Source organism: Octadecabacter temperatus (assembly GCF_001187845.1).
In the GTDB taxonomy this organism is placed as follows: domain Bacteria; phylum Pseudomonadota; class Alphaproteobacteria; order Rhodobacterales; family Rhodobacteraceae; genus Octadecabacter; species Octadecabacter temperatus.
In genome coordinates, this window is sequence record NZ_CP012160.1 from 1,428,079 (window position 1) to 1,441,543 (window position 13,465).

Annotated in this window: 10 protein-coding genes; 7 read left to right on the forward strand and 3 right to left on the reverse strand. The window is 54.9% G+C overall.

Annotation, left to right across the window (positions count from 1 at the left end; all coding sequences use genetic code 11):
• The 7 genes from OSB_RS07235 to OSB_RS07265 all read left to right on the forward strand — a co-directional run bounded on the left by OSB_RS07235 (window position 1) and on the right by OSB_RS07265 (window position 9,991).
• The gene (locus tag OSB_RS07235; RefSeq protein WP_200802526.1) at window positions 1-1,680 is read left to right on the forward strand and encodes an ABC transporter ATP-binding protein; all 1,680 of its coding nucleotides are present in this window, start codon (window positions 1-3) and stop codon (window positions 1,678-1,680) included.
• On the forward strand, window positions 1,680-4,109 hold the full coding sequence (nirB, locus tag OSB_RS07240) for a nitrite reductase large subunit NirB (protein WP_049834358.1): 2,430 nt from the start codon (window positions 1,680-1,682) through the stop codon (window positions 4,107-4,109). The genes OSB_RS07235 and nirB overlap by 1 nt, the downstream gene beginning before the upstream one ends.
• On the forward strand, window positions 4,106-4,453 hold the full coding sequence (gene nirD, locus OSB_RS07245; protein WP_049834359.1) for a nitrite reductase small subunit NirD: 348 nt from the start codon (window positions 4,106-4,108) through the stop codon (window positions 4,451-4,453). The genes nirB and nirD overlap by 4 nt, the downstream gene beginning before the upstream one ends.
• A complete protein-coding gene (locus OSB_RS07250) occupies window positions 4,450-7,029 on the forward strand; it encodes a nitrate reductase (RefSeq protein WP_049834360.1) in 2,580 nt (859 codons plus the stop codon). The genes nirD and OSB_RS07250 overlap by 4 nt, the downstream gene beginning before the upstream one ends.
• Window positions 7,026-7,967, forward strand: a complete 942-nt coding sequence (locus OSB_RS07255; protein ID WP_049834361.1) for a glycosyl transferase family protein — start codon at window positions 7,026-7,028, stop codon at window positions 7,965-7,967. Before OSB_RS07250 ends, OSB_RS07255 begins: the two co-directional genes overlap by 4 nt.
• Window positions 7,964-9,016: a siroheme synthase family protein gene (locus OSB_RS07260; protein WP_049834362.1), complete on the forward strand. Its 1,053-nt coding sequence runs from the start codon at window positions 7,964-7,966 to the stop codon at window positions 9,014-9,016. The genes OSB_RS07255 and OSB_RS07260 overlap by 4 nt, the downstream gene beginning before the upstream one ends.
• A gap of 225 nt (window positions 9,017-9,241) precedes the next feature.
• Entirely contained in the window at window positions 9,242-9,991 is a 750-nt protein-coding gene (locus tag OSB_RS07265; protein ID WP_049834363.1) for an autoinducer binding domain-containing protein, read from the forward strand.
• Between the two features lie 397 nt (window positions 9,992-10,388).
• Here OSB_RS07265 and tsf read toward each other — a convergent pair whose 3' ends face one another.
• The 3 genes from tsf to OSB_RS07280 form a co-directional block, all read right to left on the reverse strand.
• Window positions 10,389-11,261: a translation elongation factor Ts gene (gene tsf, locus OSB_RS07270; protein ID WP_049834364.1), complete on the reverse strand. Its 873-nt coding sequence runs from the start codon at window positions 11,259-11,261 to the stop codon at window positions 10,389-10,391.
• A gap of 78 nt (window positions 11,262-11,339) precedes the next feature.
• A complete protein-coding gene (rpsB, locus tag OSB_RS07275) occupies window positions 11,340-12,122 on the reverse strand; it encodes a 30S ribosomal protein S2 (RefSeq protein ID WP_049834365.1) in 783 nt (260 codons plus the stop codon).
• Window positions 12,123-12,324: 202 nt separating this feature from the next.
• Complete coding sequence (locus OSB_RS07280; protein ID WP_049834366.1) at window positions 12,325-13,464, reverse strand: diguanylate cyclase; 1,140 nt, start codon at window positions 13,462-13,464, stop codon at window positions 12,325-12,327.
• Window position 13,465: the final 1 nt, after the last annotated feature.

Genomic DNA, 13,465 nt, shown 5'->3' on the forward strand with positions numbered 1-13,465 from the left:
ATGAGCATCCTAAAGTTTGAAAACGTCTCCAAGGGCTTCGGCCAAGGCACCAACCGCGTCGATGTTCTTCAAGACATCAATCTTGAAATCGAAGACGGTGAGTTCGTCGCAATCCTCGGATTTTCCGGTACAGGGAAATCCACACTGATGAACCTGATCGCTGGGCTGGAAATGCCCGACACCGGCAGCGTTACCTTTAAAGGCGTGCCTATTAAGGGGCCTGGGCCGGAACGTGGTCTGGTCTTTCAAAGCTACTCTCTGATGCCGTGGCTTACGGTTGGGGGAAACGTCGGCCTTGCGGTCGATGCGGTGTTCCCAAAGCTGAACAAAGAAGAACGCCAAGCCAAGATTGACCACTATGTCAGCATGGTGGGGCTGTCCCACGCAACGTCGCGGCGACCATCAGAACTGTCCGGTGGCATGCGCCAACGGGTGTCCGTTGCCCGTGCACTGGCAATGAGCCCTGAGATGTTGTTGCTGGACGAGCCGCTAAGTGCGCTCGATGCGTTGACCCGTGCCAATCTCGCAGACGAAATCCTTGATATTTGGGAGACGGACAAGAAGACCTGTATCCTGATCACCAATGACGTGGACGAGGCGATTTTGCTGGCCGACCGTATCATACCATTGAACCCGGATGGCACCTTGGCCGATCCGGTTACCGTCAACATTCCGCGCCCACGTGATCGCGGTGCGATGAACGATGACGCAACATTTAAAGCGTTGCGTGCACAGGTAACCAAGTATTTGATGGATATCGGTATCGCGGCCAAGGTCGAAGATACGCGGCATTTGCCAGACGTAACCCCGATCCATTCGGTTCCTGCGGCGGTCGCCGAGGCACAAGAGGGCGGCATCGAAGAACGCTATTTGAACTTCTCGCAGCTACACAAAGTGTACCCAACGCCCAAAGGCCCGCTAACCGTGGTCGAAGACTTTGACCTTAAGGTCAACAAGGGTGAATTCATCAGCCTGATCGGGCATTCTGGCTGTGGTAAATCCACGGTTCTGACCATGGCCGCCGGCCTGAACCCGATTTCAAAGGGTGCGATCAAACTGGATGGTTGGAACGTTGAAGGCGCTGATCCAGAACGCGCTGTGGTCTTTCAGTCGCCAAACCTGTTTCCATGGCTGACAGCCAAGGAAAACGTCGCGATTGGCGTGCATAAGGTTTACCCGCGTGCGTCCCAAGCCGAACGTCAGGACGTGATTGAATACTACCTTGAACGTGTTGGTTTGGCCGACAGCATGGATACGGTCGCATCCTCCATGTCCAACGGTATGAAACAGCGGGTCGGGATCGCACGCGCATTTGCGCTGTCGCCGAAATTGCTGCTTTTGGACGAACCATTCGGCATGCTCGACAGTCTTACTCGTTGGGAGCTACAAGAGGTCCTGATGGAGGTTTGGTCCCGTACCAAAGTGACCGCCATCTGCGTCACGCACGATGTGGATGAGGCTATTTTGCTCGCGGATCGCGTGGTGATGATGACCAACGGACCACAGGCCACAATCGGCAAAATTACCGATGTGAAACTGCCACGCCCACGCACACGCAAAGCGTTGCTAGAGCATCCAGATTACTACAACTACCGCGCAGAGGTTCTTGATTTCCTTGAGGAATATGAACACGGAAAAACCCCGAAACCGAAACCCATAACAACAGTGGCGGCAGAATAATGACACAGAGATTGATCATAATCGGCGCTGGCATGGCGACAGGCCGCGCGCTGGAGCATCTGTTGGATGCAGGCGCGGATTACGACGTAACGTTGTTTAACGCGGAACCGCGCGGCAACTACAACCGCATCATGCTTTCGCCCGTTTTGTCCGGCGAAAAAACATATGCCGAAATCGAAACCCACACGGCTGAATGGTACGAAGAGAACGGCATCACCTGCCGCTTCGGTGAGAAAATCGCATCGATTGATCGGGCCGCCAAAACTGTGACGGCTGAAAACGGCGATGTTCTGTCCTATGACAAACTGCTGTTCGGGACGGGGTCTAATCCGTTTATGATCCCGCTTCCGGGTCATGATCTTGAAGGCGTCATTGCCTACCGCGACCTTGAGGACACCGAGCGCATGATGGGCCTTGGCCCTGACAATAAATGCGTTGTCATCGGTGGTGGTTTGTTGGGCCTAGAGGCGGCTGCAGGCATGGCCGCGCGGGGTGTCGACGTCACCGTTATTCACATCATGGGCCACTTGATGGAACGTCAGTTGGACGAAGCCGCGGGCTACCTTTTGCGCAAGGCATTGGTGGACAAGGGCATTACCGTTAAATGCTCTGCCAACTCAAAAGAAATCCTTGGCGAAAACGGTAAAGTCCGTGCGTTGCTGTTGGATGATGGCACTGAATTGCCGTGTGACTTGTTGGTCATGGCCGTGGGCATCCGCCCGAATACCAAGCTTGCGCAAGACGCTGGCGTGGCTGTCGGCAAGGGCATCCATGTGGATGATCAAATGTGTACGTCTGATGCCGATATTTTGGCGGTTGGCGAATGTGTTGAACACGACGGTGCGATCTTTGGTTTGGTTGCCCCGCTTTATGATCAAGCAAAGGTCGTCGCGAAAACGCTGATGGGCGACGAGGCGCAATTCGTTCAGAAAGAACTGTCCACCAAGTTGAAGGTCACGGGCTGTGATCTGTTCAGCGCGGGTGATTTCGCTGAAGGGGAAGGGCGCGAAGATATTGTGTTCCGCGACCCTGCGCGCGGCGTTTACCGCCGCTTGGTGCTTGAAGATAACGTTGTCGTCGGGGCCGTCATGTATGGCGACACCGCTGACAGCAACTGGTTCTTTGGCCTGATCCGCGAAAAGACCGACGTGTCTGACATGCGCGAGACCTTGATCTTTGGTCCAGCCTTTCAGGGGGGCGGTGCCTCGGACCCGCTCTCAGCCGTTGCAGCCTTACCGCGTGATGCGGAAATCTGCGGCTGCAACGGCATTTCCAAAGGTGAAATCGAAGACGCAATCGCAGCTGGTTCTGGCGACCTAGCTGCCATCAAAGCCAGCACAAAAGCATCCGCATCCTGCGGGACCTGCACCGGATTGGTTGAACAGGTCTTGGCCGTCACACTGGGCGATGATTTTGTCATCCCAGCGGCCGCGTCCATTTGTGGCTGCACAGACATGACGCACGAAGACGTGCGTCGCATGATCAAGTCGCAAAAACTGACCTCAATGCCCGCCGTTTGGCAGGAATGCGGTTGGAAGACATCCTGTGGCTGCCATGTCTGCCGCCCGGCATTGAATTTCTATCTGCTGGCCGACTGGCCGCTTGAATACCAAGATGACCCGCAGTCGCGTTTCATTAACGAACGCAAGCACGCCAACATCCAGAAAGACGGCACATTCTCAGTTGTTCCGCGCATGTGGGGTGGGATCACCACACCGGATGAGCTGCGTGCGATTGCCGATGCCGCCGATAAGTTTGAGGTGCCAACCGTTAAGGTCACTGGCGGTCAGCGGATCGATTTGCTCGGTGTAAAGGGTGAAGACCTGCCAGCAATTTGGGACGATCTGAACAAGGCTGGCATGGTGTCTGGCCACGCTTATTCCAAAGGGTTGCGTACGGTCAAAACCTGTGTTGGTACGGACCATTGCCGTTTTGGGACCCAGGACAGCACCGGTCTTGGCATCAAACTGGAAAAGATACTCTGGGGCTCTTGGACGCCGCATAAGTTGAAGCTTGGTGTTTCGGGGTGTCCGCGCAACTGCGCTGAGGCCACCTGTAAGGACATCGGCATCGTCTGTGTCGACAGTGGGTATCAGATCAGCATCGGTGGGGCTGCGGGCATGGATGTGCGCGAAACGGTTCTGCTGTGCCAGGTTCCGACGGAAGAAGAAGTCGTCGACGTCATAAAAGCGGTTACACAATCCTATCGTGAAAACGCCAAATATTTGGATCGCATCTATAAATGGATGGACAAGGTTGGCCTTGAGTGGATCCAAGAAACCGTTGAGGACCTCGACACGCGCGCAGCGCTGGTTGAGCGTTTCGATCTTTCACAAACTATCTACCGCAAGGACCCTTGGGCGCAGCACGTCGCCAAGGCCGAAACCTATCAGCCACTAGCTGACCTGACTTTGGAGGCCGCAGAATGAACGAGCAACCAGCCAATTGGGTCGATATCGCCGCCCTTGAAGACGTACCGAAACGGGGCGCGCGCCTGATCAAAACCGCGCATGGCTGCGTCGCTGTGTTCCGCACCGGAGCGGATGAGGTCTACGCCCTCGACAATGCGTGTCCGCACAAACAGGGTCCGCTGGCAGATGGGATCGTGCATGATAAATCCGTGACGTGCCCGTTGCACAACTGGGTTATCTCGCTGGAAACAGGGGAAGTGCAGGGCGCGGACGAGGGGCAGGTGGCAACCTATCCGGCCAAGGTCGTTGATGGGCGCATCACGCTTGATACAGCCTTCCTAGTCAGACGGGCGGTTGCATGAATCTAACGAAGACAGTTTGCCCCTATTGCGGCGTCGGCTGCGGGGTTTTGGCCGGTGCTGACGGCACCATTAAGGGCGACCCTGAACATCCAGCGAACTTTGGGCGGCTGTGTTCAAAAGGGGCGGCACTTGGTGAAACCATTGATCTTGAAGGACGGCTTCTGACGCCAAAGGTCAACGGCAAGGATGCCGATTGGGACGAAACCCTCGACCTTATTGCTGAACAGTTCAACACCGCCATCCGTGAGCATGGCCCCGACAGTGTTGCGTTCTACCTTTCAGGACAAATCCTCACGGAGGATTACTACGTCGCCAACAAGCTGATGAAGGGGTTCATTGGCTCTGCGAACGTCGACACGAACTCGCGGCTATGCATGGCGTCATCTGTTGTGGGCCATAAACGGGCCTTTGGGACCGACACTGTGCCCGGCACCTATGAGGACCTTGAACAGGCGGATCTGATCGTGTTGGTCGGGTCCAACCTTGCATGGTGCCATCCCGTGCTGCACCATCGCATCGCTGCGGCGAAAGCCGAGCGCCCCAACATGCGCATCGTCAATATCGACCCGCGCAAAACCGCGACCACCGACCTAGCTGACATCCATTTGCGGATCGCAAAAGACGGCGACGTCGCGCTGTTCAACGGGTTGCTGGCGCATTTGGCTGACACAGGTGCGTTGAACAATGACTACATCCGCGATCACGTCGAAGGCGGCCTTCCTGCGATCACGCAAGCCCGCCTTGATGATCCATCTGAAAGCGGGCTAACCCCACAAGAGCTGTCTGACTTCTATCAGCTTTGGACTAGCACGCAAAAGGTGGTCACGGTTTATTCCCAAGGGGTAAACCAATCTGAAAGCGGATCTGACAAAGTGAACGCGATCCTGAATTGCCACCTTGCAACAGGGCGCATCGGAACGCCGGGCTGTGGGCCGTTTTCTGTTACAGGACAACCCAATGCGATGGGTGGGCGTGAGGTAGGCGGCTTGGCCAATATGCTCGCCAATCATCTGGACATCGAAAACCCAGATCACCGCGATTGCGTACAAAACTTTTGGAACAGCCCGACTATGTCGACGCAGGCTGGCCTTAAGGCGGTCGATATGTTTCAGGCCTGCGCTGACGGGAAGATCAAGGCGCTCTGGGTTATCTCGACCAATCCTGCCGTTAGCTTGCCAGACGCCGATGGCGTTGCAGAGGCGATCAAAAAGGTGCCGTTTGTCGTCGTCTCTGACATCATGGCACGCACGGATACCGGTGATCTGGCGGACGTGTTGTTGCCGGCAACCGGATGGGGCGAAAAAGATGGCACGGTTACCAATTCAGAACGCCGTATTTCACGCCAGCGCGCGTTCCTTCCCGTGCCAGGACAAGCCCGTCCAGATTGGGAAATCATCTGTGACGTTGGTGTTCGAATGGGTTGGAAAGACGCGTTTACCTTTGCGTCTCCTGCTGAGGTGTTTGCCGAATACGTCGCACTTTCATCTGCCTCCGCTGACTTCGGGCGTGACCTTGATCTGAGCATCTTTGCAGATGCCGACTACGCCAACTTGATACCGACGCAGTGGCCTAAAGATGGAAAACGGTTCTTCGCGGATGGTGGATTCTATCACCCTGATGGCAAAGCACGTATGCTGCCTGTCTGCGCACCAACGCCGTGCGAGGGTGACGGATTTATATTGAATACTGGGCGCAACCGCGATCAGTGGCACACAATGACCCGCACAGGCAAAGCCCCGCGTCTTGGGGCGCATTTGGCGGAACCTTACGTTGAAATTCACCCCGTTGATGCGGCCAAATTGGACATCACGGCTGGCGATCTAATTGAGCTAAGCAACCCGAAGGGGACGTCAGTTCTGCGGGCTCTCATCACTGATCGCACCACTGAGCGTCAACTCTTCGCGCCCATGCACTGGACCCGCCAGCAAAGCAGCAAAGCTTGGGTGAATAATCTGGCCTCATCTGTAGTTGATCCGTTTTCTGGGCAACCTGCGTCCAAGAATATCAATGTCACGGCACGCAGATATGGCGCGAGCTGGTACGGTTATGCCGCGGGTTTGAACCCCATTAGCCCCGATTGCACGTATGGCGCTATTTCACGAACCTTGACCGGTTGGCAGGGTGAATTCGCGGGTCTTGATGCGCCTGAAAACTGGGAAGCGCTTGCGCGTGATCTCATGGACATAGGGCAGGGCGACGTGTCTGAGGTTCGGGACAACACAGGGCAACAAACCCGTCTTGCGTTTCATGATGGCGACCAGGTGATCGGGCTTTTCTTTATCAGCCCAAAACCTGTGTCCCTGTCCCGTAGCCACGCGGTGTCCTTGATCGGCACCGAAACGCCGCCGCTGTTGGCGCTGGCTGGGCAAAGCGGTGCGGACCAACCAGATCCGGGCGCCACCATTTGTGCCTGCCTCAACGTTGGTGTGAACACCTTGCGACAGGCAATCGCGGACGGTGCGAACAGTGTCGATGCCTTGGGCGACGCCACGTCTGCTGGGACCAATTGCGGCTCGTGCAAACCTGAATTGGCCCGCTTGCTCGCAGATTTCCAACTTCCAATGGCCGCAGAATGACGCTTGCGCCATTTGTTCGTATTGTCGCCCGCGGCAAAGGCCGCGCACGCCCATTGACGCAGGACGAGGCGCAGCAAGCGATGACATTGATGTTGTCAGGTGATGCCGCGCCTGAAGCCGTTGGTGCGCTTCTTATGGTGCTGCGTTTGCGCGGTGAAACAGATGCGGAAATCGCAGGGTTTACGGCCGCATTACGGGCCACAACGCCAAACTTCCCTACCGCTGACTTGGATTGGCCCTGTTACGCTGCTGGGCGCACACGTGGTTCGCCGCTGTTTCTACTCGCCGCAAAGCTGGTGGCACAGGCTGGATACGCGGTTACGCTTCATGGCTGGAACTCGCACCAAAGCTCAGCTGCGGATGTGCGTGAGGTTCTGTACGATCTCGAGCTGGAAGGTGACGGGCTCACATACCGACCACTTGAAACCTTAAACCCGGCCGCGTTTGAGTTGTTAAAACTGCGCGATACATTCGGGCTGCGAAGCTGCATCAACACGGTTCTTCGTATGTGGAATCCGTCTGGGGCAGGGGCATCGGTACAGGGTGTCTTTCATCCGTCCTATCGCGGGTTGCAATCGCGCGCGGCTGCTTTACTTGGCGACAGAAATTTGACCGTCATCAAAGGCGGCGGTGGCGAATTCGAGCGTAACCCAACGAAGGAAACGGCCATCTTTGGTTTGCGCAATGGGGAAGAGTTGAACACCTCAGCCCCCGCATGCCTAAGCGAAACACGCCGCATGAACGAACCCGAGCAAGCCTTTGATATTAAATCATTATGGCGTGGTTCAAGTGACGACACATTCGCCATCGAGACGATCATAGGAACGGCCGCGTTGGCCCTTTGGACACTGGATGAAGCCGCTACAGTCTCGCAATCCAGCGCCCTTGCAGCGGACATGTGGCGCGACCGACATTCCCTATCAAGGAGAGCAGGATGAAGACCTTTCCCATGTTTCTGCAAATGCAGGGTCGCCGCGTCATTATTGCCGGCGGCGGAGAGCAAGCCGCGCAAAAATGCCGTCTGATCCTGAAAACCGAGGCCGCGATAACCGTGTTGGCACAATCACTCGATCCTGAGCTTGAAGACCTTAACGGGCAGGGGCGGATTAACTGGCAACGGGGCCCGATTAGCCCAAGCGACTTTAAAGACGCCGCCCTTGTGTTCATCGCTTCGGGGTGTCCCGCAGCAGATGCCAGCCTGCATATGTTTGCGAAATCTGCTGGGGCGACGGTCAATGTTGTAGATCAACCGCATCTTTGCGATGCGCTGACACCTTCGATTGTCGACCGCTCGCCGGTTGTTGTGGCGATTGGTACTGAGGGCACGGCACCGGTGTTGGCACGCCAGATCAAAACCCGCCTTGAAGACATGCTTGAGCCGCGCTTGGGCGACTTGGCCGCGCTGGCTGGTCGTTTGCGTGATCGTGCTGCGACGCGCCTTGGCCCGCGTATGCGACGTGATCTTTGGCGCTGGGTGTTTGCTGGTCCGGTTCGCGACGTTCATGCGCGCGGCGCAGAGCGCAACGCCGCGCAGATGATTAAGAAAGCCATCGACACCGCAAGTTTCGGCGCAGACAGTTCCGGTTCGGTTGCGCTGGTTGGGGCAGGGCCTGGCTCAAAGGACCTCATAACGATGCGCGGCGTTCAACGGCTGCAAGAAGCTGATGTGATTTATTATGATCATCAGATTGACGGCGAAGTTTTAGATCTTGCGCGGCGCGATGCCGAACGTGTTCAGCTTGGTAACGCACCAGAACTCCAACAATGGCCGCAAGACAAAATTCTAGGCGTACTTGTTTCAGCCGCACGACAAGGCAAACGTGTCGTTCATCTTCAAACCGGCGATCCGCGTAGCGCCAATGACGTCGACGCTCTCAGCGCAGCCGACATCGATTTCGAAATCGTACCTGGCGTGAGCTGTACGGCAACAACGGGAAATACGGCGTCTCGTGGCCCTTATGTCGAAAAGGTCGCTCAGCTGCGCTGATAGGCGGAAGACTTGGGGGAAGAGAGTCGCGTGGTCCACATAGTGGAGGGCAATTGGTAATCCTGATTTCCAATGTACATAATTCCTATAATCAGTATTATGTAAAATATGTATTGCTATTTGAAATCAATTAGATGCATGAACGCGTTAAGTTGACAATTGTAGCACCCGGTCGAATTAACAAAAAACCTTCGCGCTTAAGACAAACAATGCTACCCATACAAAATGTCAGACCTAACCTCATACCTAAATTCTTTAACGAACGCGCCGACCGTTGAGGCCCTTTGGGCTTTGCATTCGAACCGTATGGCCTCTTACGGCTTTGATCGTATCATCTACGGCTTTACCCGTTACCGCAGTGGCCGCTCGCTTGGTGATCCTCAAGATTGGGTTCTGCTCACCAACCACGGTGACAGCTACATGGAAGAATTTCTCGGTAAAGGTCATCTCTATCACGCACCGATGATCCGCTGGGCGCTCGCCAACACTGGCGCGTGCTCTTGGAGTTGGATGAAGCAAGCCGAGCTGAGCGCCCAAGAGCAAGACGTTATGGCTTTTAATATCGGCCAAAATGTTACAGCTGGCTATACCGTGAGCTTTCTGAGCGTTACGGAACGCACCAAGGGCGCGACCGCGCTCACGGCGAAAGCAGGCATGTCCCAAGACGATATTGACGCAGTATGGGCTAAGTATGGTGACGAAATCACTATGTTAAACAATGTGATGCATCTAAAAATCCAAACCCTGCCCTATTCTCAACGCCAACTGACGAAACGCCAGCGCGAAGTTCTGCAATGGGTCGGAGATGGCAAAACAACGCAAGATATTGCTATCCTGCTTGAACTTACGGCCGCAACGATCGAGAAACACCTTCGTTTGGCGCGTGAAGCCTTAGACGTCGAAACCACAGCGCAAGCCGTTCTAAAGGCAGCATTTTACAACCAGATGTTTGTGATCGAGTTGGAAGCCGCGTAAACGCGTTCTGCGCGAAATCCTCGCATTTTCCCCTTTATTATCGACAAAAATGCGCCGGTAAGGAAACCCGTACTGTAGTTTCCCCTGCGTAAATGCAACTCTATGGTTGTTCCGTGAGTGGTGGCCTTAGGCCTGGGAACAGTGGCTCTGAACCCTTGAGATTTCAAGGCTAGCTTAGCCGCACCGGGAAACCGGACGCTGGTCTGTTTGGGCTAAGCCCAAGGAGACCAGCACCCTGAGTAGTCGTGTGTTGTTTTTCTTATCCCTGTGATGCACGTCAATGCGGCCTTGCGATCTTCCCATCGCAAGGCCGCAACTACATTCCAAAAACAAGAAAGGCCGCTCAAAAAAAAGAGCGGCCTTTCAAAAGCTTACTGGCTGTACTTAATGTACTGGCTTAACCGTTCATTTTCGCAACTTCAGCTGCGAAGTCTTCTTTTTCGACTTCAATGCCTTCGCCAACTTCCAAACGTGCAAACCCTGTGATGGTCGCGCCAGCTTCAGAAGCCGCCTGCCCGACTGTCAGGTCTGGGTTCACGACGAACGCTTGGTTCAGAAGTGTCGCTTCAGCAACGAACTTCTTCATGCGGCCAACGATCATCTTTTCGATTACAGCTTCTGGCTTACCGGACTCACGTGCGATATCCATCTGGACCTGCTTTTCCTTCTCAACGATGGACGCATCCATGTCGGCTTCGGAAAGTGCTGCTGGGTTTACAGCCGCGATGTGCATCGCAACCTGCTTGCCAAGGGATTCGTCGCCGCCAGTCATTGCAACCAGAACGCCGATTTTACCCATGCCAGGTGCCGCAGCGTTGTGAACGTAGGACACAACAGTGTCGCCGCCCAATGTCGCCATCCGGCGCACGGACATGTTTTCACCGATGATCGCAACAGCATCTGTGACAGTCTGCTCAACAGACTTGCCGTCCATGTCAGCCGCTTTCAGCGCGTCAACATCGTCTACAGAGAGCGCAACGTCAGCAATGCCGGAAACCATTTTCTGGAAATCAGCGTTTTTACCAACGAAGTCAGTTTCGGAGTTCACTTCAACCGCGATACCTTTGCCGTCTTTAACCGCAACAGCCACGAGGCCTTCAGCAGCTGTACGACCGGATTTCTTAGCGGCCTTTGCAAGACCTTTGGTGCGCAGCCAATCGACCGCTGCTTCCATGTCGCCGTTCGTTTCAGTCAACGCTTTCTTAGCGTCCATCATGCCCGCGCCTGTGGAGTCGCGCAGTTCTTTTACCAATGCAGCTGTAATCGCCATCTTTGGTCTCCTTTGGAATGTGTGTGAAGTGGATGCGAGGCTATCCCCGCATCCAAATTCGTATAAGCGTCCGCTGCCTTATTCGGCTGCAGGTGCTTCAGCTGGTGCTGCTTCTGCGAGTTCTTCTTCAACAGAGGCTTCCATTTCTCCGATGTCGATGCCAGCGGCACCCATCTGTGCTGTCATACCGTCCAGTGCCGCGCGTGCTGCGAGGTCTGTGTACAGTGCAATCGCGCGGGCCGCGTCGTCGTTGCCCGGGATGATGTAGTCGATGCCAGCTGGGGAACAGTTGGTGTCGACAACAGCTACAACTGGGATGCCCAGCTTGTTGGCTTCAGCGATGGCCAGATCTTCTTTGTTGACGTCGATGACGAACAACAGGTCAGGTACGCCGCCCATTTCGCGGATACCGCCGAGGGAAGCTTCAAGCTTGCCCTGCTCACGTTCCATGCCAAGACGTTCTTTCTTGGTCAAACCTTCAAAACCGCGCTCAGCTGCTTCGTCGATGTTCTTGAGACGCTGGATAGACTTGGAAACAGTCTGCCAGTTGGTCAACGTGCCGCCGAGCCAACGGTGGTTCATGTAGAACTGCGCGGACTTCTCAGCAGCGTCTTTGATTGGTGCCTGCGCCTGACGCTTGGTACCAACGAACAAAACACGGCCGCCTTTAGCGACAGTTTTCTGAACGATATCAAGAGCAGCGTCCAACATTGGAAGCGTCTGTGTAAGGTCCATGATGTGGATGCCGTTGCGGGCGCCGTAGATGAATTCTTGCATCTTCGGGTTCCAGCGTTGTTTCTGGTGGCCGAAGTGTACGCCTGCTTCAAGCAGTTGGCGCATGGTAAACTCTGGAAGAGCCATGTGTAGTTCCTTTCCGGTTTCATTAGCCTTGGACGGGGGTATCAGCTTTCGCCAACCGGTGGATGCCTTGGGATTTCTCCCCAAGTTACCCGCCCCCGTCTGGGGATTTCGTGTCGCGCGTATAGTTTGGGTTTGGGTAAGACGCAAGTGATTTACGTCAATCTTGCACGCACCAATATCAATGCCACAACGCGGTCTTTTCTTAAGCGACTTGCTGCATGTTTTGAATTGGTCGCTTCAAGGTCGAGTTGCTATGGTTTTCCAAGAAAACAACGACATTTCGTCCGCTAACCTTGGCATGATACATTGCCCTGTCCGCCGCGAGGATCATTGCGTTCATTTCGCTAGGCTCATCCAGCCAAACAGCGCCGATACTAAGCGTTACAGGAACTTTTTGTTCGCCATAAAAAAAGCCTTCATCTCCAACGACGGATCGGCAGCGTTCTGCAACAAACCGCGCTTCTTCGATGTCCACTTCAGGCAGAATGACCGCAAATTCGTCTCCCCCCATGCGCGCAAACACATCATGCCTTCGTAGGTTCATAGAAATACGTTCAGAAATTCCGACCAAAAGGTCGTCACCAAAGGCGTGGCCATATTTGTCGTTGGAAGTTTTGAAGTTATCGATGTCGAAGTAGAGCAAGGCGCGCCCCTTCTTTGGCGCAAATTTTGTCTTCAGGTTCGGTAAGGCGCTTTCCAAGCCGCGCCTGTTTAACAGCCCTGTCAGGTGATCTGTGTTCGCATCAATTTCTAGGGCTTGAGCTTCTGACAGAAAGGACAGCTCCCCGCCCAACAGGTAGTTAATCACCAGCGCACCAATAATGTTGCCAGCGATGTAATACGGCCCCATTACCAAAAAGAGGTGAAGCGCCAGGTCCGCCGGAAACAACGTCAGTCCAACGAGGTGAAACGATATCAAACACCCCAAGATTACCGACTTAATCCAAACTGCGTGCTCCGAGTCATAAAACTTGTAACGCCAGACCAGACCGCCCCCGAAAGCCGCGAACATCGCGACGAGCCCTGGAGCCAAGCCCGGCCCACCAATGCCCAAACGCATAGCCAGCCCTGTCGCCAACGTTAGCAATCCTACCGTTGGCCCAAGCAACGCAACCGCGACGCCAATAAGAAGGCCGCGCATGTCGTGAATACCGCCTTCCCCTAGGTCTATCGGGTTGGACATGGAGAGCATCAAGGTGAACGAAAACAATCCCGCCATCACCAGTCGGCTTTTCCACTCTGACTGTTTTTTCCGTTTGACGATGCTGACGATCAATATCAACGCCAAGATCAGAGCGATCGGGTCCACCACGATGTGGGCATTAAAAAGAAGCTCGATCATA

What these genes read in the sequence shown, in the direction of transcription:
- OSB_RS07280 (WP_049834366.1), bottom strand. Translation starts at nt 13,464, where the DNA reads ATGATCGAGCTTCTTTTTAATGCCCACATCGTGGTGGACCCGATCGCT.
- nirB (WP_049834358.1), top strand. Translation starts at nt 1,680, where the DNA reads ATGACACAGAGATTGATCATAATCGGCGCTGGCATGGCGACAGGCCGC.
- OSB_RS07260 (WP_049834362.1), top strand. Translation starts at nt 7,964, where the DNA reads ATGAAGACCTTTCCCATGTTTCTGCAAATGCAGGGTCGCCGCGTCATT.
- OSB_RS07235 (WP_200802526.1), top strand. Translation starts at nt 1, where the DNA reads ATGAGCATCCTAAAGTTTGAAAACGTCTCCAAGGGCTTCGGCCAAGGC.
- nirD (WP_049834359.1), top strand. Translation starts at nt 4,106, where the DNA reads ATGAACGAGCAACCAGCCAATTGGGTCGATATCGCCGCCCTTGAAGAC.
- OSB_RS07250 (WP_049834360.1), top strand. Translation starts at nt 4,450, where the DNA reads ATGAATCTAACGAAGACAGTTTGCCCCTATTGCGGCGTCGGCTGCGGG.
- OSB_RS07265 (WP_049834363.1), top strand. Translation starts at nt 9,242, where the DNA reads ATGTCAGACCTAACCTCATACCTAAATTCTTTAACGAACGCGCCGACC.
- rpsB (WP_049834365.1), bottom strand. Translation starts at nt 12,122, where the DNA reads ATGGCTCTTCCAGAGTTTACCATGCGCCAACTGCTTGAAGCAGGCGTA.
- tsf (WP_049834364.1), bottom strand. Translation starts at nt 11,261, where the DNA reads ATGGCGATTACAGCTGCATTGGTAAAAGAACTGCGCGACTCCACAGGC.
- OSB_RS07255 (WP_049834361.1), top strand. Translation starts at nt 7,026, where the DNA reads ATGACGCTTGCGCCATTTGTTCGTATTGTCGCCCGCGGCAAAGGCCGC.